The sequence below is a fragment of the Vitreoscilla sp. C1 genome (assembly GCF_002951955.2).
Taxonomy (GTDB): domain Bacteria; phylum Pseudomonadota; class Gammaproteobacteria; order Burkholderiales; family Neisseriaceae; genus Vitreoscilla; species Vitreoscilla stercoraria.
Map to the genome: position 1 here is coordinate 2,124,126 of NZ_CP019644.2, position 21,907 is coordinate 2,146,032.

Annotated in this window: 19 protein-coding genes; 7 read left to right on the forward strand and 12 right to left on the reverse strand. The window is 44.4% G+C overall.

Translation table 11 applies throughout. The annotated features are described in order from the left end of the window. Positions 1-256: 256 nt before the first annotated feature. The 5 genes from polA (at position 257) to ADP71_RS10450 (ending at position 7,415) form a co-directional block, all read left to right on the forward strand. Positions 257-3,049, forward strand: a complete 2,793-nt coding sequence (gene polA, locus ADP71_RS10430; protein WP_104932141.1) for a DNA polymerase I — start codon at positions 257-259, stop codon at positions 3,047-3,049. Positions 3,050-3,365: 316 nt separating this feature from the next. Next, positions 3,366-4,619: an IS256 family transposase gene (locus tag ADP71_RS10435; RefSeq protein WP_104931213.1), complete on the forward strand. Its 1,254-nt coding sequence runs from the start codon at positions 3,366-3,368 to the stop codon at positions 4,617-4,619. Positions 4,620-4,804: 185 nt separating this feature from the next. Next, positions 4,805-6,334, forward strand: a complete 1,530-nt coding sequence (adh, locus tag ADP71_RS10440) for an aldehyde dehydrogenase (RefSeq protein ID WP_019957939.1) — start codon at positions 4,805-4,807, stop codon at positions 6,332-6,334. Between the two features lie 121 nt (positions 6,335-6,455). Next, complete coding sequence (locus ADP71_RS10445; RefSeq protein WP_019957938.1) at positions 6,456-7,004, forward strand: hypothetical protein; 549 nt, start codon at positions 6,456-6,458, stop codon at positions 7,002-7,004. A gap of 21 nt (positions 7,005-7,025) precedes the next feature. Further along, positions 7,026-7,415, forward strand: coding sequence for a DUF779 domain-containing protein (locus tag ADP71_RS10450; RefSeq protein ID WP_019957937.1), 390 nt, complete (start codon positions 7,026-7,028; stop codon positions 7,413-7,415). Positions 7,416-7,651: 236 nt separating this feature from the next. Here ADP71_RS10450 and ADP71_RS10455 read toward each other — a convergent pair whose 3' ends face one another. The 4 genes from ADP71_RS10455 to metK form a co-directional block, all read right to left on the reverse strand. Then, positions 7,652-8,341 (reverse strand): hypothetical protein, encoded by a 690-nt coding sequence (locus ADP71_RS10455; RefSeq protein WP_171461140.1) that lies wholly within the window; start codon positions 8,339-8,341, stop codon positions 7,652-7,654. A 59-nt stretch (positions 8,342-8,400) separates the two neighbouring features. Continuing rightward, positions 8,401-9,096, reverse strand: a complete 696-nt coding sequence (locus ADP71_RS10460; RefSeq protein WP_104932144.1) for a hypothetical protein — start codon at positions 9,094-9,096, stop codon at positions 8,401-8,403. Between the two features lie 151 nt (positions 9,097-9,247). Then, entirely contained in the window at positions 9,248-10,564 is a 1,317-nt protein-coding gene (locus ADP71_RS10465) for an MFS transporter (RefSeq protein WP_026353484.1), read from the reverse strand. A gap of 307 nt (positions 10,565-10,871) precedes the next feature. Continuing rightward, positions 10,872-12,041, reverse strand: coding sequence for a methionine adenosyltransferase (gene metK, locus ADP71_RS10470; RefSeq protein WP_019957933.1), 1,170 nt, complete (start codon positions 12,039-12,041; stop codon positions 10,872-10,874). 79 nt (positions 12,042-12,120) lie between these two features. Here metK and ADP71_RS10475 point away from each other — a divergent pair, with 79 nt between their 5' ends. Beyond that, complete coding sequence (locus ADP71_RS10475) at positions 12,121-13,014, forward strand: lysophospholipid acyltransferase family protein (RefSeq protein WP_104932145.1); 894 nt, start codon at positions 12,121-12,123, stop codon at positions 13,012-13,014. Between the two features lie 2 nt (positions 13,015-13,016). After that, positions 13,017-13,889: a lipid A biosynthesis lauroyl acyltransferase gene (locus ADP71_RS10480; RefSeq protein ID WP_104932146.1), complete on the forward strand. Its 873-nt coding sequence runs from the start codon at positions 13,017-13,019 to the stop codon at positions 13,887-13,889. Between the two features lie 104 nt (positions 13,890-13,993). On the opposite strand, the gene ADP71_RS10485 is transcribed toward ADP71_RS10480, so the two are convergent. From ADP71_RS10485 to nuoH, 8 genes are all read right to left on the reverse strand, one after another. After that, the gene (locus ADP71_RS10485) at positions 13,994-14,293 is read right to left on the reverse strand and encodes a DUF2818 family protein (protein ID WP_019957930.1); all 300 of its coding nucleotides are present in this window, start codon (positions 14,291-14,293) and stop codon (positions 13,994-13,996) included. 65 nt (positions 14,294-14,358) lie between these two features. Continuing rightward, positions 14,359-15,813 carry an NADH-quinone oxidoreductase subunit NuoN gene (gene nuoN, locus ADP71_RS10490; RefSeq protein WP_171461141.1) on the reverse strand — a complete coding sequence of 485 codons (1,455 nt, stop codon included), beginning with the start codon at positions 15,811-15,813 and terminating at the stop codon, positions 14,359-14,361. 11 nt (positions 15,814-15,824) lie between these two features. Further along, positions 15,825-17,321, reverse strand: a complete 1,497-nt coding sequence (locus ADP71_RS10495; protein ID WP_019957928.1) for an NADH-quinone oxidoreductase subunit M — start codon at positions 17,319-17,321, stop codon at positions 15,825-15,827. A gap of 32 nt (positions 17,322-17,353) precedes the next feature. Further along, a complete protein-coding gene (gene nuoL, locus ADP71_RS10500; protein WP_171461142.1) occupies positions 17,354-19,381 on the reverse strand; it encodes an NADH-quinone oxidoreductase subunit L in 2,028 nt (675 codons plus the stop codon). 27 nt (positions 19,382-19,408) lie between these two features. Continuing rightward, complete coding sequence (gene nuoK, locus ADP71_RS10505; RefSeq protein ID WP_019957926.1) at positions 19,409-19,714, reverse strand: NADH-quinone oxidoreductase subunit NuoK; 306 nt, start codon at positions 19,712-19,714, stop codon at positions 19,409-19,411. Further along, positions 19,711-20,352, reverse strand: coding sequence for an NADH-quinone oxidoreductase subunit J (locus ADP71_RS10510; RefSeq protein ID WP_019957925.1), 642 nt, complete (start codon positions 20,350-20,352; stop codon positions 19,711-19,713). The genes nuoK and ADP71_RS10510 overlap by 4 nt, the downstream gene beginning before the upstream one ends. Positions 20,353-20,361: 9 nt before the next feature. After that, positions 20,362-20,841 (reverse strand): NADH-quinone oxidoreductase subunit NuoI, encoded by a 480-nt coding sequence (nuoI, locus tag ADP71_RS10515; protein WP_019957924.1) that lies wholly within the window; start codon positions 20,839-20,841, stop codon positions 20,362-20,364. Positions 20,842-20,860: 19 nt separating this feature from the next. Next, the gene (nuoH, locus tag ADP71_RS10520) at positions 20,861-21,907 is read right to left on the reverse strand and encodes an NADH-quinone oxidoreductase subunit NuoH (protein WP_019957923.1); all 1,047 of its coding nucleotides are present in this window, start codon (positions 21,905-21,907) and stop codon (positions 20,861-20,863) included.

Sequence of the window (21,907 nt, forward strand, 5' to 3'; positions counted from 1 at the left end):
GCAACGCCATGATTTAAAGTCAGCGTAAACTGATATCTATTTCAAATGCTGCAACCACATCGCATGACTTATCTGAGTATTTTATCCATCAAGACACCAGCACACACAATCGCCTCTGTGCCTATTTTTGAAGGCGTTTTCAAAGCCTATCCACCACAACATTGGTACTTTGATATGGACATCCGTTTTCAAAACCGACATCGTGAAAAGGGTTTTTCGGCTACAATCTAGCATGACAGATTTTAGAAACCCAGCCATGAAAACCTTGCTTTTGATAGACGGCACGTCTTACATTTACCGCGCATTTCACGCCATGGCACCACTGACTTCGCCAACAGGCGAGCCAACAGGTGCTTTGTTTGGCGTGTTGAACATGCTTAAAAACCTACACATCGACTACCCACACGATTACGCCACTTGTGTTTTCGATGCCAAAGGTCCCACATTTCGCAACGATATGTATCCCGATTACAAAGCCACTCGCCCGCCTATGCCTGACGATTTGCGCCCACAAATCGAGCGCATCCAAGAATTGGTGGCGGACATGGGTTGGCCTGTTTTAAGCATTGCAGGCGTGGAAGCGGACGATGTGATTGGCTCTTTGGCGGTCAAAGCCGAAGCGCATGGCTGCAAAGTCATCATTTCCACCGGTGACAAAGACATGGCGCAATTAGTGACGCCCAACATCACTTGCATCAACACCATGAATGGCGATGTACTGGATGAAGCGGGCGTGGTGCAAAAATTTGGCGTGCGTGCCGACCAAATCATCGATTATTTGACCCTCGTAGGCGACAAAGTCGACAACGTGCCCGGTGTGGACAAAGTCGGTCCCAAAACCGCTGCCAAATGGTTGGCGCAATATGACACTTTAGACAATATCATCGCGCACGCTACCGAATTCAAAGGCAAAGTGGGCGAGCATTTACAGGCCGCTTTAAGCCATTTGCCTTTGTCCAAAGCCTTAATTACCATCAAAACCGATATGGACTTTAGCGAGCATTTGCCCAATAAAATCGACGATTTATTGCGCCAAGAACCTGATTGGGACAAATTGGTGCTGCGTTTTGCTGAGCTAGGCTTCAAACGATGGCTGGCCGAAGCACAGAAAAAAGCCAATCGAACTGCTCCAAACCATGACGCACAAAATGATTTGTTTGGCGACCAAAGCCATTCAAGCAACACAACCATCACACCCAAAATCGACATTCCCGATTTGGGCAACCACATCGAAACCCATTACCAAGCCATTTTGAGCCAAGCCGATTTGGCCAGCTTGTTAATGCGTTTACAGGATGCTTTACAACACAAACAAGCGATTGCCTTGGACACAGAAACCACCAGTTTGAACGCCATGGATGCGCAATTGGTTGGCATTTCCATCGCTTTTGGCGCAGGCGATGCGGTTTATATTCCTCTGGGACACAGCATGACCGCTGCGCCGGAACAATTGCCAATGGATGACACTTTAAGCGTCCTGAAACCGTTTTTAGAAAATCCTGATTTGGGCAAAATCGGTCAAAACATCAAATACGACCAACACATTTTGGCCAATTACGGCATTTTGTTGCAAGGCGTGGTGGCGGACACCATGTTGTTGTCGTACGTACTCGAAAGCCACATGGGTCACGGCATGGACGAATTGGCGATGCGCCATTTGGGTATGGAAACGGTGACTTACGAAAGTTTGTGTGGCAAAGGTGCCAAGCAAATTTCGTTTGCGGATGTGGCTTTGGACGATGCGGTGCGCTATGCCGCAGAAGACGCTGACATCACTTGGCGTTTGAATGCGGTGATGTTGCCGCAATTGGACGAAAAACAACGCCATTTGTACGAAGCAATTGAATTGCCTGTCTCGCAAGTTTTGTGGCAAATGGAGCGCACAGGCGTCTTGATTGATAAAAAAGAATTGGATGCACAAAGCCATGAACTAGGCAGCCAGCTTTGGGCGCTCGAGCAACAAGCCTACGAATTGGCAGGTCAACCATTCAATTTGAATTCACCCAAACAATTGCAAGAAATTTTGTTTGATAAATTGGGCATTTCCACCAGCGGTTTGAAAAAAACCGCTTCGGGCGGCGTATCGACCAATGAAGCGGTGTTGGAAAAATTGGCACCTGATTATCCATTGCCAAAATTGATTTTGCAAAACCGCAGCTTAACCAAGCTCAAATCCACTTATACCGATAAATTGCCGCAATTGATTCGTGTCGATACAGGACGTGTGCATACCAATTATGCCCAAGCCGTTGCCATTACAGGACGCTTAGCGAGCAACAATCCGAATTTGCAAAACATTCCGATTCGCACCGCTGAAGGTCGCCGCGTGCGCCAAGCATTTATTGCACCAGAAGGCTTTCAAATCATGTCGGCCGACTATTCGCAAGTGGAACTCCGAATCATGGCGCATTTGTCAGGCGATGAAACCTTGATTGATGCGTTTGAACAAGGGCAAGACGTGCATCGTCGCACTGCTGCCGAAGTGTTTCATGTGGCGCCAAACGAGGTCACCAGCGAACAACGCCGTTATGCCAAAACGATTAATTTTGGTTTGATTTATGGCATGGGCGAATACGGCTTGGCAAACAATTTGGAAATTACGCCATTTGAAGCCAAAGAATTCATCAACCGCTATTTCGCCCGCTACCCTGCTGTGGCGCAATATATGCAAACGGCAAAAGACCGTGCGCATGAACAAGGTTTTGTAGAAACCGAATTTGGTCGCCGCTTATATTTGCCTGACATCAACCATAAAAACGGCAACATTCGCGCAGGCGCAGAACGTGCCGCCATCAACGCACCCATGCAAGGCACCGCTTCAGATTTGATTAAATTGGCAATGATAGATGTGGCCGCTTGGCTCCAACAAACAGATTTGCGCAGCCGTTTAATCATGCAAGTACATGACGAATTGGTATTGGAAGTGGCTGATGAAGAAATGGATTTGGTCAAAACCAAATTGCCTGAATTGATGGCAAATGTAGGCAAATTGCGGGTGCCGTTGGTGGCAGAAGTCGGCATTGGTGCCAATTGGGATGAAGCCCATTAACCTATTTTAAAACCCAATCCAAAGCGTCCTGTAAACTTTACAGGACGCTTTTTTCATTTGTGCGACAAAAAACAGGTTAAATTAAGTCAATCATCTGATTTAAAAATCATGAAATCATAATATTGATTGACCCAATGTATTTGAAAAAAATGGATAAAATTCAATGTTGGCTTTATCGAAAACCTTTTAGAACCATCCACCACAAGCTTTAAAAATTGAGCTATAGTCATTTCTGGTGTATGACGAACAAATGAAGAAGGCGTATCCTGTTGATTGATTTCCGACCAAAGATTTCAACCAACAAAAGGAATACGCCATGACTGATTCTAACCCAAATGCATTCGTACAACCACAGCAAACATTCAATGACCCATTGACCGATTTGCTGCGTCAGGGAGCCAGGGAGTTGATTGCCAAAGCAGTTGAAACCGAATTGCAGATTTTGCTGGAGCAACACTCACCCAAGAAACTTCCCGATGGTCGCCAAGCATTGGTCAGAAATGGTTATTTGCCGGAACGAACAGTGCAGACTGGCATTGGTGATGTACAGGTGAAAGTGCCGAAGGTACGAGATCGCAGTGGTGACGGTGTGTGTTTCAACAGTCAATTGTTGCCGCCTTATTTGAAACGTACCAAAAGCATCGAAGAATTGCTGCCATGGCTGTATTTGAAAGGCATTTCCACAGGTGACCACCAACAAGCTTTGGCGGCTGTATTGGGAGAGCAGGCCAAAGGCTTGTCAGCCAATACCATCAGTCGTTTGAAGCAACATTGGACGGACGAACATCGGCAATGGAGCCAGCGGGATTTAAAGGGCAAACGCTATGTGTATTGGTGGGCCGATGGCATTTACAGCAATGTGCGATTGGACGATAGACTGTGTTTGCTGGTCATCATTGGTGTGACTGATCAAGGACATAAAGAGTTGGTGGCGGTTGAAGATGGTTATCGGGAATCTGAAGTCAGTTGGTCAGAAGTGTTGATAGGCTTGCGTTTGAGGGGTTTGGAAACCAGTCCAAAATTGGCGGTCGGCGATGGTGCGTTGGGCTTTTGGAATGCCATGGCCAAGTCTTATCCAGACACCAAACATCAGCGCTGTTGGGTGCACAAAACGGCCAATGTGTTGGCAGCCGTACCCAAATCGGTACAAGGCAAATTGCGAGAGGCTTTGAAAGAAATTTGGATGGCCGAAACCAAAGAAAGTGCAGAACAAGCCTTCAAACAAACAGTGGCTCGCTTTGGTGACAAATACCCCAAAGCCATTAACAAACTGGTGAAGGATGAAGAAGAGTTATTGGCATTCTATGACTTTCCAAATGTGCATTGGACGCACATCCGCACCACCAACCCGATTGAATCCACGTTTGCTACCGTACGATTGCGTAGTAAGCGGGCTAAAAACTGCGGTTCCAGAGAAACCACTTTGGCGATGGTGTACAAATTATTGGAAACGGCCCAAAAGCGTTGGCGCCGGATTCAAGGATTCAACTTATTGACCTTGGTGGTCAACAACGTCATCTTCAAAGATGGCAAGCAGGAAGACGAGCAATCAACAGAGAAAGCGGCCTGAATGCCATACACCAGATTTGACAATAACTCTAAAAATTCGATATATTGTTTTCACAGATGTCTATTTGCTTCAAATCAATGATTTACTGTTGCACTGCAAAAAGCTTTTGTATTTTCAATATGCTATGTTAATTGCGTCCTGAATGTCATTCAGTCTTGTAAGTTTTCTGTTTTTCGATGAAGGAGATGCACACCATGAAGTATCCCGTACCGAACAGTCCTGACAGCCCCATTCAATTCAAAGCCCAATATGAAAATTACATTGGCGGTCAATGGGTCGCTCCCGTCAAAGGTCAATATTTTGACGACATTTGCCCGATTACAGGCAAAGCCTTTGCTAAAGTCGCCCGCTCCACCAGCGAAGACATCGAATTGGCATTGGATGCGGCTCACGCTGCCAAAGATGCTTGGGGCAAAACCTCAAGCACCGAGCGCAGCAATATTTTGCTCAAAATCGCCGACCGCATGCAAGAGAATTTGGAAAACATTGCCGTCGTTGAAACATGGGAAAATGGCAAACCTGTACGCGAAACTTTGAATGCTGACATTCCTTTGGCGATTGACCATTTCCGTTATTTTGCAGGGGCGGTGCGCGCCCAAGAAGGCGGTATTTCTGAAATCGACCATGATACCGTTGCTTACCATTTTCACGAACCTTTGGGCGTGGTTGGGCAAATCATTCCGTGGAATTTCCCCTTATTGATGGCAGTATGGAAACTCGCGCCTGCTTTGGCGGCGGGTAATTGCGTGGTCTTAAAGCCTGCCGAACAAACACCGATTTCGATTTTATACTTGATGGAATTGATTGGCGATTTGTTGCCTGCGGGAGTTTTGAATGTGGTCAATGGCTTTGGTGTGGAAGCGGGCAAACCCTTGGCCAGCAACAAACGCATCTCTAAAATTGCATTCACAGGCGAAACCACCACAGGCCGCTTGATTATGCAATACGCCACCGAAAACATCATTCCTGTGACACTGGAATTGGGTGGCAAATCGCCGAACATTTTCTTTGCCGATGTGATGGATGAAGACGACGATTATTTGGACAAAGCCATCGAAGGCTTTGTGATGTTTGCCTTGAATCAAGGCGAAGTGTGTACATGTCCATCGCGCGTGTTGATTCAAGAATCGATTTACGACCAATTCATCGAAAAAGCACTTAAGCGGGTGGCTGCGATTAAAGGCGGCGACCCACTCGACACCGATACCATGATTGGTGCGCAAGCGAGTGCCGACCAATTGGAAAAAATCTTGTCGTATTTGGATATCGGCAAACAAGAAGGCGCAGAAGTGTTGGCTGGCGGCCATCAGCGCAAATTGGAAGGTGATTTGGCAGACGGTTTTTATGTAGAACCGACGGTGTTCAAAGGCACCAACAATATGCGCATCTTCCAAGAGGAAATTTTCGGCCCTGTGGTAGCAGTCACCACGTTCAAAGATGCCGACGAAGCTTTGGAAATCGCCAACAATACTTTGTATGGCTTGGGCGCAGGCGTGTGGACACGCAATGGCACGTTGGCTTATCGCATGGGTCGTGGGATTCAAGCAGGACGCGTGTGGACCAACTGCTACCACGCCTACCCTGCTCACGCAGCCTTTGGCGGCTACAAACAATCGGGCATTGGACGTGAAAACCACAAAATGATGCTCGACCATTACCAACAAACCAAATGCTTATTGGTGAGTTATTCTGGCAAAGCCTTAGGCTTTTTCTAAATAAAAATAAGCGTCCTGTAAAGATTACAGGACGCTTATTCATCCAAACAACATATCAAAACACATACAAAATCAATATTTTGCTATAATTTTTCATCATGAATCGTCTTATTGAAAACCAATGAAAATGAAAACTTTAGCCTTAACAGCCTTACTTTTGACCAGCAGCCCATTGGTTTGGAGCCAAGCTTGTGAAATTCCCATGTCACAAATCAATGTAGCAGGCGTGGCTTTGAACGGCTCTTTTGCCCAATTCCAACGCCAACATCCTAGCGCCAAAAAACAAAGTTTTGGCAAGAATGATTTGCGCATTGAGTTTACAAATTCGAATACCGATGCTGCTTTAGAACGCCAAGGTGTCACTTCCGCCATGCACATTGCGCTCAATCCTCGTAACGAGCGGATTGAATCCTATGGATTGAATTTCACCGATGGCAAGTTTGCCACTTTGGACACGCCTTTAGAACACTTTCACCGCCGCTTGTTACAAACATTTCAATTGCCAAAACACGGTTGGAAAAAACACGGTCAAAGTTATGTCTATCGCTGCAATGATTACCACATCGATATCACTCAAGATCATGGCGATGGTCGTCAAACTTTAGGTGCGACCATTTTGGTCATTGGTAAAGATTCTGATATGTTCAAAGACGCCAGCCTCTATAATTGATACTGCAAAGGAAACCTGATCATGAGCCATGCCCGCATTGCCGCAACACCTGCTGCCTTGGATTGGATAGCCAAACTGACTGCCCAACATGGCCCATTAATGTTTCATCAATCGGGTGGCTGTTGTGATGGCAGCGCACCAATGTGTTTTCCTTTGGGGGAATTCAAAGTGGGCGCGGCAGATGTGTGGCTAGGTGATGTGGGCGAGGTGCCGTTTTACATGAGCGTGGCGCAATTTGAATATTGGCAACACACGCATTTGACTTTGGATGTGGTAGAAGGTCGGGGCGCAAGTTTTTCTTTGGAAATTCCTGAAGGCGTACGTTTTATCATTCGCTCACGCTTGTTTACCGAAGAAGAAACCAAAAAACTCAGCCCCATTCGCACAGGTATTTCTGAAGAACATGGTTAAAACAGGTGCTCATTTCAACATTTCAAATGTGCAATAAAACCAAACCATTAAAGTTTCACGAGGCAAAATGGCTATAAAAACCACTTTATCGTTGGTTTGAATAGCCGTTCGCTTGATTTTAAAATGATTGAGGCGATAAATATGGCAAGCACATTAAGCTTAAACTGCTTGAAATAACCCAGCATCAAAAAAAGCGTCCTGTAAACAGTTACAGGACGCTTGTTTAAATTCAAATATTATTTTTGTGCTTTGATGACGCGTTCGTCCACTTTGAACAAACGATCGCCCATCGCTGCAGGCGCAATATTCCAATCGCGGAAGGTTGAATTGCCCTCAGAAACCACTTTTTTGCCATCCACATCAAAACTCAATTGATAAGTGATGCCACCGCCAGAAGTTTCTTTAGGTTGAGGCATTTTCAACTCAGTCACTTTCAACTGTACATTTTTGATTTTGGCATCTTTTTTAATCAATTGCTCGCCACGTGGACGAATTTTGTCTTCTTCTTTGAATTCTCTATTCAAATCAGAAATCAATGCCACGTTCAAAACTTTGACATTGTTCAAATCCATTTTGCCATCCACAACAGGAATGCCAAATGCAGCTTTCACACCACGATGAATCATGCGGTCATCCGCAAATTGACCTTCTTTGTTCTTTTTAGATTCTACCAACACAGAAGCCGTGCGGCTCATGAACATCACACGGTAACCAGGCACTGCTTTTTTGCCTTGACCTGCCAAAATATCATCTACCAACACCGCTTGAGTGGCTTTTTCATCACCCAAAACACGACCTGAAACCTCTTGAATCACCAATGGTTGATTGTCATACGTCAAAGAAACCGTGTCATAAAATGCCATAGCATTCAAAGATGCCAAACCCAAGCTCAAGCCTAAAATGCTGGCCAATACTGATTTTTTCATATACTGTTTTCCATATCAAATAGCGTCCTGTAAATGCTTACAGGACGCTTTAAATACCATTAATTTGCTTTGAATACGTTTTCTTTAGCAGGGAACGCTTTCAAATGTTTTGGCTGACCTTTAGGTTCTACCACTGGGAATACGGTGTTGGCAGACACATCGTATTTGACACCATCAACGACCACGCTCAATTGGTAATTCACACCACCACCCACACGCTCACCTGCCACCAAATTAGGGAAGCTCAAGCTGTTCAATTTGTAAGACAATTGTAACACTTTGCTGTCATTGTTGAATTTTTGCTCACCAGATGGACGGGTATCTTTGTTATTGATGGTGAAAGTTTTGCCATCGTCGCTAATCAAACCCAAGCTCAATACTTTGGCTTCGTTCAATTGCATTTGACCATTTTTCACTGGAATACCGAACAATACTTTGCCGCCACGGTGTACGGTTTTCAAAGCTTCCACGGTGCCATCGTCTTTTTGACGTGCATTGTAAGCAGTTGAAATCGCGCGCGTCATCAACATTACTTTAAAGCCCGGGGTTTTCTTGCCCAAGCCATCGGTAATGTCTTCTACCAACAAAGGTGCAGTATTGTCTGGCGTAGACAAGAAACGCATTGAAGTTTCTGTTACTTGCATGTCTTTGCCATTGATTGAAAACTTGCTTTCATTTGCATAAGAAGATGCCAATACCGCACCGCTTACCAATGTCAAAGTTGCTGCCACTGCACTTTTTGCTAAGAAACTCATAATTTACCTTCCGCATCAAAATTGTGAATAGGTTATTAAATACAAACGAGAATGATTATAATCTATAAATGTCTACATTTGCACATCTATTTTGTATTAAGCGAGCATAAAAAAAGCGACCTGATGGTCGCTTTCTTAAATCATATGATGATTACATTTGATTGTTCACATCTTCTGTTTTGGTTTCTTTCAACAAGAAAAATGCCACCAAAGAAATGAACGATGCAATCGACAAATAATAACCAACATATTCCAAGCCATATGTGGCATTCAATTTCGCTGCGATAAATGGTGCAAACGATGCACCTAAAATACTGGCCAAATTAAATGTCAAAGCAGAACCAGTGTAGCGTACTGAAGTTGGAAAAATTTCAGACAACACCGTACCAATTGGACCGTAAGTCAAACCCATCAAACCCAAACCAATGCACAAAAATGCAATCACTGCCACAGGATTGCCTGAAGCCAACAACGGTTGGAAGAAGAAACCAAATACGATACAAATGGCACATACCAGCATGGATGTGGCTTTGCGACCCATTTTTTCAGCCATGATGGCAGACACAGGAATGAACAAAGCAAAACACAAAATCGCCCACAATTGCCACTCTAAGAACACTGCGCGCGGATAATTGCCACCATCAGGCGAAGTACCCCAAGTCAAAGCATAAACCGTCATTAAGTAAAACAATACGAATGTACAAATACCCGCAATCGTACCCAATACCAAAGTACGGAAATGATTTTTAAACACTTCTGTGAATGGGACTTTCACGTCTTTTTTGCTGTCCAAAACTTTTTGGAATGCTGGCGTTTCATGCAATTTCAAACGAATGTACAAACCCATGAATACCAACAATGCCGAAGCAATGAACGGCACACGCCAGCCCCAAGCAAAAAACTGTTCATCAGTCAAAAAATGACCCAACAATAAAAATGAGCTGGCTGACAAAATAAAACCAATAGGCGCACCCAATTGTGGGTACATACCATACCAAGCACGTTTGCCTTCAGGCGCATTTTCTGTCGCCATCAATACCGCACCACTCCACTCACCACCCAAGCCCAAGCCTTGGCCCATGCGACACAAAGCCAATAACAACGGTGCCAAAATGCCCACTTGTGCATACGTTGGTAATAAACCAATGACCACGGTTGAAATACCCATGGTCAACAAAGCCGCTACCAATGTCGCTTTACGACCCACACGGTCACCAAAGTGACCAAAAATTGCCGAGCCAATTGGACGAGCAAAAAAGGCAATCGCAAATGTGGCAAACGATTGCAATAATGCCGAAGTTGGATCACCTTGTTGGAAAAATAATTTTGGGAAAACCAATACTGCCGCAGTGGCATAGATGTAAAAATCGTAAAACTCAATGGTGGTACCAATCAAGCTCGCCATCAAAACCCGAGCTTTGGAGTTTTGAGGCTGCGCCTCTTGTGATTGTGTGGTAGATGCTGACATGAAAACTTCTCTTTCTGCTACATGGTATTTATTATCAGCAATATCATGCCAATTTAAATGCAATAAATCCACACTTTCGCAATATTCATTCACAAGAAAGGTAATTCATTTCAAAATGAATAATTAATTGTAAACAATCTGCCCAAGATTAAAAAAAACTTGGGTTTTGATGGTAAGAATCTGTTTAAAATTAACCATAATTAACAATCTAACCATTTAATACCGCATCACAGTCCTTTACAGGACGCTTCATATGCAAAAAGCCACACTCAAACCGTGTGGCTTTTATACTCAAACAAACTACAGATTACAAACCAGCTGCCGCGCGCAATGCCGCTGCTTTGTCGGTTTTTTCCCAAGTGAATTCAGGTTCTTCACGACCGAAGTGACCATAAGCTGCGGTTTTACGGTAAATCGGACGCAACAAATCCAACATTTTCACAATGCCTTTAGGACGCAAATCAAAATGCTCACGCACCAATTCAATCAAACGTGCTTCAGAAATCACACCAGTACCAAATGTGTCCACACTGATAGAAGTTGGCTCAGCCACACCGATGGCATATGAAACTTGAATTTGACATTGTTTTGCCAAGCCTGCCGCAACAATGTTTTTCGCCACATAACGACCTGCGTAAGCGGCTGAACGGTCTACTTTGGTAGGATCTTTACCTGAGAATGCGCCACCACCGTGAGGTGCCGCACCACCGTATGTATCCACAATAATTTTACGACCTGTTAAACCACAATCGCCTTGAGGACCACCAATCACAAAGCGGCCTGTAGGATTAATCAAGTATTTGGTTTCGTCCGTCAACATATCAGCTGGCAATACAGGCTTGATGATGTGTTCAATCACTGCTTGTTTCAATGTATCGTAATCGATTTCAGGATTGTGTTGCGTTGACAAAACCACGGTGTCGATGCGTTTGACTTGACCTGTTTTTTGGTCATACACCACGGTTAATTGGGCTTTGGCATCAGGACGCAACCAAGGCAATATGCCATTTTTACGCACTTCGCTTTGGCGTTGCATCAAGCGATGAGAATAATAAATAGCAAATGGCATCAAAGTATCGGTTTCATCACACGCATAACCAAACATCAAACCTTGGTCACCCGCGCCTTGGTCCAAATCAATGCCTTCACCTTCGTTCACACCTTGAGCGATATCGGGAGATTGCTGATCGTAACCCACCAAAACCGCACAACCATTGGCATCAAAACCCAATTCAGAGCTGTTGTAACCAATTTCAGTAATGGTCTGACGTGCCACCTTGATATAGTCGACCACTGCTGTGGTGGTCACTTCGCCAGCTAAAACGGCCAAACCTGTGTTCACCAAGGTTTCCGCTGCCACACGTGCCGTCGGATCTTGCTCTAAAATAGCATCCAAAATCGCATCGGAAATTTGGTCTGCCACCTTATCTGGATGGCCCTCAGAGACTGACTCCGAAGTAAATAAATATTCGCCCATTGTGCTTCTTTCGTATTCAAAAACTGTTAGCTTGCCTGTGTTAAAATAACCACTTTGCTTTTACAAGTGATCAACATCCATGCAAATTTTGCTTCGGCTGATTTTTCAATTTTTTGCAGCTTTACCACTGCCCATATTGCATTTTCTTGGAACATTACTCGGTTCGTTGACTTTTTATGTCAGCACGAAAACCCGCGCCCGCACTCAAGAGAATATCCGCATCAGTCAAATCAGTGAAGACTATCAAAGTATTAACTCCCTAGTCAAATCCACACTACAAGAAACGGCTAAATCGGGTTTAGAATTGCCGATTGCATGGTGTCGTGATTCTCAAGATGTGGTGAAATTGTTTCGCAATGTTCATGGCTGGGAGCATGTTGAAGCTGCAATTGCCCAAGAACAAGGCTTGTTATTCATCACACCGCATATTGGCAGCTATGATTTGGCAGGACGTTTCATTTCTGAACGTTTGCCATTCCCATTGACCGCCATGTACCGACCACCCAAATTGTCATGGCTAGAACCCATCATGCAATCAGGGCGTGAACGCGACCAAGGTCGCACCGCTCCTGCCAATGCTCAAGGGGTCAAAATCATTTTAAAAGCCTTAAAAAATAAAGAAGCCACCATAGTCTTACCCGACCAAGTGCCCACAGGCGGTGATGGTGTTTGGGCTAAGTTTTTTGGTCAAGACGCTTATTCTATGACGCTTGCGGCTCGCCTAGCGCAAATGTCAGATGTCGCCACTTTGTTCTTTGTCGGTGAGCGTTTACCCAACGGCCAAGGCTTTGATTTGCATGTTTATCCTCTAGAAGGCAAGATAGGACGGGATAAATTGGAAAATGTTCAAATAATTAATGACAATGTCGAAAAATTAATTCGCATATTTCCACAACAATATTTATTCAGTTACAACCGTTTTAAAACCCCTGCGGGTGCAGAACCCAAACCTTCAAGCGTCCTGAAAGATTAATTATGCGTGCTGCTTTTGCATTTTTATATGTATTACAACTGCTTCCTATCCAAGCCATTCATTTGTTGGCTCGTGTGGTGGGACGTTTGTGTTATTACTTGGTCAAACCTCGCCACAAAGTGGGTCAAATCAATTTGGCTAAATGCTATCCTGAACTGTCACAAACCGAGCGTGATCGTATTTTAAAAGACCATTTTTATCACATGGCATGTTTGATTTTGGAATATGGCGTGTGTTGGTATGGCAAAGCTGAGCGCCTGCAACAATTGGTGCGCTATGTGGACAAACACCATTTGGATGAGGTGTTAGAGCGCGGCGAAAAAGTGATTTTGCTATACCCACATTTCACCGCTTTTGAAATGGCAGTATACAAACTTAACCAAGATGTACCTTTGGTCAGCATGTATGGGCATCAAAAAAACCAAGCCTTAGACGAACAAATCCGTGTCGGTCGCCACCGCTTTGACAATGTGTTTTTGGTGGCACGCCAAGAAGGTTTGCGTGGTTTAATCCGCATGATGCGCAAGCGTCCTGATGCACCATTTTTGTATTTGCCTGACCAAGATTTTGGTGCCAAAGACTCCATTTTTGTAGACTTTTTTGGTCAACAAACCGCCACCATCACAGGTTTGTCACGCATTGCACAAATGACAGGCGCCAAAGTTATCCCTGCCATTCCGACGCGTTTAAATGATGGTACGTTTGAATTGCGTTTTTATCCTGCTTGGGAACATTTTCCATCCGAAGATGTGGTGGCTGATACACAGCGGATGAACGATTTTATTGAAGCGCGCGTGCGCGAACAGCCTGCACAATATTTTTGGCTGCACAAACGCTTTAAAACCCGCCCTGAAGGCGAAGCCCATTGGTATTAATCCAAGATGGTATGAAGCTTTAAAAAGCGTCCTGTAAGGTTACAGGACGCTTTTATAATGGATTTCAACAAACCATATAAGCTCACACCGTTTACAGGACACACTCAATCAGGGCTTTTAACATTCCAAAAATAACGCCACACCAAAGCAGGAAATGCCAATACCGCATATAAAGTAATGGCAATCACGAAAAACTCCCAGCCTTGCTGATGTACAGGTCCTGTTTGCGCCTCAAAAACATAAGCCAAAGCAGCGACCAATACCAAACCTGTCATCCATTCCAACACATGATGACCAAAATGTTTACGTGCAACGGTTTTAATGCCAAACCATTTAGTAGTTAAAAATGGACTATTGGCACACACTATGGCAATCAACAGCAAAACCCACATGGCAACTGTCATATTTATTCCTCATACAAAAACGGCAACCTTAAAGGCTGCCGTTTTGTTCAATGCGAAGCTGAGAATTATAAAGTCATTTGCAAAGCGCGTACACACCACTCAACCACTGATGTTGGCAAGATGCCCAACACCAACAAGGCCAAACCGTTCAAGCCCAAGAATACGATGGCATCAGCACGCATATCGCCTTTGATGTCATTTTCTGGTTCGTCAAAATACATCACTTTAACCACGCGCAAGTAATAGAATGCGCCAATCAATGACATCACTACTGCAAATACAGCCACCCACAAGTAAGCGCCGCCAGTAGCAACCAAAGCTTGCAACACGCTTAATTTGGCGTAGAAACCCATTAATGGTGGGATACCTGCCATAGAGAACATCGCCAACAACATCATCAATGCCAAGAATGGGCTTTTTTGGTTCAAACCAGCCAAATCGCTGATTTTTTCGCATTCATGTTCTTTGTTAGACAAAGCCATCAACACGCCAAATGCTACCAAACCAGTCAACATGTAAACAATGCTGTAATACAAAGCCGCTGCATAACCACCGTTTTGGAAGCCGCCCAAGAAGGCCAACATCACAAAACCCATGTGAGAAACGGTTGAGTAAGCCAACATACGTTTCATATTGGTTTGCATGATGGCTGCCAAGTTACCGACGAACAATGAAGCCACCGCCAACAAAGCGAACATGCCGCTCCAATCTTCAGCCAATGTTGGCAAAGCAGTACCGACGATGCGGAACGCAAACACTGTTGCTGCAATTTTAGGTGCAGAACCGATAAAAGCAGTCACTGCAGTTGGTGCACCTTCGTAAACGTCTGGTACCCACATGTGGAATGGTACCACGCCCAATTTGAACGCCACGCCTACCACGATGAAGATTAAGCCCAAAGTCATCAACCAAGGGTTAACATCGCTACCTTGCAATGCGCCCAATACCGCATTCAATTGCAAATGACCCGTTGCGCCATATACAAACGAAATACCGTATAACAACAAACCAGAAGCCAAAGCACCCAATACAAAGTATTTTAAGGCCGCTTCAGTCGCTTGCAAGTTGTCACGACGCAAAGCCACCATCGCATACATCGCCAACGACAACAATTCCAAACCCACATACAAGGTCAAGAAGTGGTTCGCTGACACCATGATGTTCATGCCCAACAAGGCGAACAAGGTCAAGGTGTAAAACTCACCTTTGAAGATGTCACGGTTGGCCAAGTAATTGCGGCTGTAAATGAACACTAAAAACACGCCCAAATACATCATCAATTTGGCAACTTGAGAAATGCCGTCGTTCACAAACAAGTTGTTAAACGCTTCAGCAGGTTGACCTTGCCATATTGCCAACTGAACCGCTGCAACCAAAGCCACACTCACCAAGCTCAAAGCGTAAGTGATGCCACGTTGGCGGTCTGTCAAAAACAAGTCAACCAGCAACACTACACCCAAAGCACACAAGAGTGTGATTTCAGGTATAGCGGGAGTTAAATTTAATTCTGCCCAATTCATTCAATACGTCCTTAAATTTTGCTTTGTGCGACTTGTTCAATTAAGGTATTGGCCGCTTGATGCACTACCGCAATAAACGGCTCAGGATAAATACCCATTCCCAATACAGCCGCAGCCAAAATCGATAAGATCAGCAATTCACGACCATTGACGTCTTTTAACTGACGCACTTCTTCGTTGGCAATCGCACCAAAAATCACACGTTTGTACATCCACAAAGTATAAGCAGCACCGAAAATCAAAGTGGTGGCAGCCAACATACCTACCCAGAAGTTGTACTCGGTCGCACCCATGATGACCATGAATTCACCGATGAAACCAGACGTAGCAGGCAAGCCTGCATTGGCCATGGCAAACAACATCATGAACGCAGCAAATTTAGGCATGGTGTTCACAACACCACCGTAATCGGCAATATTACGTGTGTGCATGCGGTCATACATCACACCGATACACATAAACATTGCAGCAGATACGAAGCCGTGAGAAATCATTTGCATGATGGCGCCTTTCAAGCCCCAATCATTCAAGTAACCGTTCACAAACAAGAACATACCCAAAGTTACAAAACCCATGTGGCTAATCGAAGAATAAGCCACCAATTTTTTCATATCGGTTTGTACCAAAGCCACCATACCCACATACACCACAGCAATCAAAGACAACACAATGATGACAGGAGCAAAGAAACGTGCAGCATCAGGAACGATAGGCAATATAAAACGCAAGAAACCATACGCACCGATTTTCAATGTGATTGCAGCCAATACCATAGAACCACCAGTAGGTGCTTCCACGTGAGCATCAGGCAACCAAGTGTGTACAGGCCACATTGGTACTTTTACTGCAAACGACATGAAGAATGCGATGAAAATCAAAATTTGCGTGGTTTGTGCAATTTGTGGAATGGCTTGCATGTCCAAGATGGCGAAACTGCCTGCCATGCGTGACAAGTAAACCAAAGCCACCAACATCAACAACGAACCCAACAAAGTGTACAAGAAGAATTTGATCGAAGCGTAAACACGACGAGCACCACCCCATACACCGATGATTAAGTACATCGGAATCAACATGCCCTCAAAGAACACATAGAATAAAATGGCATCCAACGCTGCAAACGCACCGTTAATCAAACCAGACATGATTAAGAACGCAGCAAAATACTGTGCAGGTTGTTTTTGAATCACCTGCCAGCCAGCCATTACAACCAAAATGGTTGTAAACGCATTCAAAATCACAAACAAAACAGAAATACCATCAACACCCAAATGGTAGTTCAAACCCAATGCTGGAATCCAGCTGGCAAACTCGACAAACTGCATGCCACCATTCAAACGGTCGAAACCGCTGAATAGAGGCAAGGTCACCAAGAAACCAGCAATGGCTCCCACCAAGGCTACCCAGCGCGCAATATTGGCGCGCGCGCCATTTGAGCCAACCAACGCCACGATGATACCAGCGATGATGGGAACCCAAATTGCCAAACTTAGTAAATGATCTAACATATTATTAGCCTAAATAACCCAATTCAAATTGATTAACCCAAAATCAATGGTTTCAACCAGTACACAGCCAATACCAACACACCGAATACCATGGCTGTTGCGTAGGTATAAACAAAACCGGTTTGGAAACGACGTACACCGCTGGCAATCAAGCCCACTAATTTGGCACTGCCATTTACGATGCAGTTGTCAATCAAGAAGCTGTCGCCTACTTTCCAGAACAAAGTACCCAAAGCACGTGAACCTTTGGCAAACACTGCAAAATAGATATCGTCCAAGAAATATTTGTTTTCCAACAATTTGTAAATTGGCTGAATATTGCTAACAATTTTGGCAGGAATGTGTGGCGCTTTGATATACAAGAACCAAGCTGTCAAAACACCCAAAGCTGACAAAATCACGGGTAATGCCAACAAACCATGCAAAGTCATTGCCCACCAACCGTGGAAATGCTCTGCCATCACACCCATTGCAGGATGTGCTTCCAAGTTGTTGTAAATCACACCTTTAAAGAAATCGCCATACACAAAATGGTCAATCAAGTAACCTGCCAACACAGATGGAATCGCTAACAATACCAATGGCAATGTCACAACCCATGGGCTTTCGTGTGGGTTTTGATCTGGTGTCAAACCATGATGGTGACCGTGGTCATCATGATGATCATGGTGGTCAGCTTTGTGTTCGCGCCAACGCTCTTTGCCCCAGAAAACCATGAAATATTGACGGAAACAGTACAAAGCAGTCACAAACACAGAAATGATCAACGCAACATAAGCAAAACCTGCTGCTGGCAAAGTCGATGCATGCACCGCTTCAATAATCGAATCTTTTGAATAGAAACCTGAGAAAAACGGTGTACCAATCAAAGCCAATGAACCTAGCAACATGGTAATGTGGGTAATTGGCATGTATTTACGCAAGCCACCCATGTTACGCATGTCTTGATCGTGGTGCATACCAATGATCACAGAACCTGCCGCTAAGAACAATAATGCTTTAAAGAATGCATGCGTCATCACGTGGAACATTGCGATTGAATAAGCAGAAACGCCCAAAGCAACCGTCATGTAACCCAATTGTGACAATGTAGAGTAAGCCACTACACGTTTGATATCGGTTTGAATCAAACCTAAGAAACCCATGAACAACGCAGTAATCGAACCAATCACAATGATGGTATTCAATGCCACAGTCGACATTTCATACAATGGTGACATACGTGACACCATGAAGATGCCTGCCGTTACCATCGTTGCCGCGTGAATCAATGCCGAAATTGGCGTTGGGCCTTCCATTGAGTCTGGCAACCAAACATGCAATGGAAACTGTGCAGATTTACCCATCGCACCAACAAATAACAACAAGCAAGTCACAGTCATCAAAGACCATTCCACACCTGGAATCAATTGAATAGTTGCATCTTTCAATGCAGGCGCTGCGGCAAACACATCACCGTAGTGCAAGCTGCCACCGAAGTAAGCCAATACCAAAGCAATACCCAAAACAAAGCCAAAGTCACCAACACGGTTAACCAAGAATGCTTTCAAGTTGGCGAAAATTGCCGTATCACGATTGAAGTAAAAACCAATCAACAAATAAGACACCAAACCTACAGCTTCCCAACCGAAGAACAACTGTACAAAGTTGTTACTCATCACCAACATCAACATTGAGAATGTAAACAATGAAATGTAAGAGAAAAAGCGTTGGTAGCCATCATCTTCGCTCATGTAGCCAATGGTATAAATGTGTACCATCAAAGATACGCTCGTTACCACCACCAACATCAACGCAGTCAAACTGTCTACTAAAAAGCCAATGCCAAAATCAATACCACCCATGGTCAACCATGTGTAGAGGTTTTGGTCAAAGACTTGACCTTTGCCTGTCCAGAAGTCGTACAAGACGCCACAAGACAGCACAAATGAAATGGCCACGCCCAAAATCGTCACGATATGGGCACCTTTGCGGCCGATTGCCTTGCCAAAGATACCCGCCAGTATCGAACCTACCAGCGGGGCAAGGGCAATCACTAAATATAAACTCATTTTATCCATAATGATTGATTTCTTCTTGGGTGAATGTTAGCCCTTCAGGCTGTCCAAATCTCGTACGTTAATGCTTTGACGATTACGGTAAATCAATACCAAAATAGCCAAACCAATTGCAGCTTCTGCCGCAGCCACAGTCAAGATGAAAAATACGAACACTTGACCTGCAATGTCGCCGAGATACTGTGAAAAAGCCACAAAGTTAAAATTCACCGCCAACAACATCAACTCAATCGACATCAAGATGACCAAGACGTTTTTACGGTTCATGAAAATACCCATGGCGCTGACGCCAAACAACAAGGCACCTAAAACTAGATAATGAGTAATCGAAATCATGATTTCACCTCTGTGTTGTCTGCGTCTGCTTCTGCCGCATCTTCGACTTGTGGCTTCATTTTAACCAAACGCATACGATCTTTGGCTTGTACTTTAACTTGATCAGCTGGATCAATATAACGTGGATTTTTGTTTGGACGATGGGTCAATGCAATCGCAGCAACCATACCCAATACCAACAATACCGCCGCCAATTCAAATGGCAACAAGTAAGTGGTGTACATTTCACGGCCTAATTCACGAACATTGCTGTAATCAGCAGGAATGGTTTCCATCGCACCAAATGCAGCCAAATTGGTTTTAGGATCAATCAATGCCAAAATCAACACGATGGCCAATAAAGCACCTACCGTACCTGATACTGGCAAGTTTTTCCAAAAACCCGCTCGCATTTCTTCGACGTCGATGTTCAGCATCATCACCACAAAGAGGAACAACACCATCACCGCACCGACATAAACCAATACCAATACAATGCCCAAGAATTCGGCCTGCATTAGCATCCACAACAACGCACTGGTACAGAAGGTCAATACCAAGTACAAGGTTGCATGAACTGGACTTTTGGTAGTGACAGTTTGCACCGCACCGAACAAAACCACAGCTGCAAAAATATAAAATAAGACTGTTTGAAACATGATCTTCCCTTAACGATATGGCGCGTCAGCTGCTTTGCGTTGGGCAATCTCTTCTTCATAGCGATCACCTACTGCTAACAACATCGGTTTGGTGTAATACAAATCACCGCGTTTTTCACCATGGTATTGAAGGATGTGCGTCTCAACAATTGCATCCACTGGACAAGCTTCTTCACAGAAACCGCAGAAAATACATTTGGTCAAGTCGATGTCGTATTGAGTGGTACGGCGTGTACCATCTTCACGTTTTTCTGACTCAATCGAAATGGCCATGGCAGGACAAACCGCCTCACACAATTTACATGCAATACAACGTTCCTCACCATTTGGATAACGACGTTGTGCATGCAAACCACGGAAACGAACTGACTGTGGCGTGGTTTCTTCAGGGAACATCAAAGTCAATTTCGGTGAAAAGAAGTTTTTCAACGTAATCGACATACCCTTGAGAAGCTCTGTCAATAAAAATGATTTAACTAAATTAGCCATTGCTCTACTCTCTTATTCCTTACCACAGTGACCATGGAGAAATCATCCATGCGCCCAACAAAATGACCGCCACTAAAGTTACAGGAATGAATACTTTCCAACCCAAACGCATGATTTGGTCGTAACGGTAACGCGGGAAGGTTGCACGGAACCATAAGAAGCTGTACAAAACCATCGCCATTTTGATGAACATCCATACAGGACTGGCAGCACCAATAATGCCCCAACTTGCTGGGAATGGAGACAACCAACCGCCTAAGAACAACAAAGCAGTTAAAGCTGCAATCAAAATCATGTTGATGTATTCAGCCAAGAAGAACAAGGCAAATGCCATGCCTGAGTATTCAACGTGGAAACCTGCCACAATCTCAGACTCACCTTCGGCCACGTCAAATGGTGCACGGTTGGTCTCGGCGACACCTGAAATCAAATACACCACAAACAATGGGAATAAAGACAACCAGTTCCAAGACAATACTGAACCACCTGCAATGCCTTGACCTTGTTGGTTCACAATCTCCACAAAGTTCAAGCTGCCTGTAACCATCACCACACCAACCAATGCAAAACCCATTGCGATTTCATAAGAGATGATTTGCGCAGAAGAACGCATTGCACCCAAGAAACCGTATTTAGAGTTAGATGCCCAACCTGCGATAATCACACCATAGACACCGAAAGAGGTGATAGCCATGATATAAAGCAAACCTGCATCTACATTGGTCAAAAACCAATCTGGTGAAAATGGAATCACTGCCCAAGCGGCAAATGCTGGCATCAATGACAACACTGGCGCCAACAAGAACAAACCTTTATTAGCCAAAGTTGGGCGAATGATTTCTTTCATCAACAATTTCACCACGTCGGCAAAAGGCTGAATCAAACCAAACGGACCAGTCACATTTGGACCCACGCGCAATTGCATGAAACCAATGACTTTACGTTCAAAATACGTCATATAGGCAACGCACAAAATCAGCGGTGCCAAAATGATGACGATTTTAGCCAACGATGAAACCACAAAGCCCCAAGTTGGACCTAATAAACCAATAAACCAAGCTTCCAT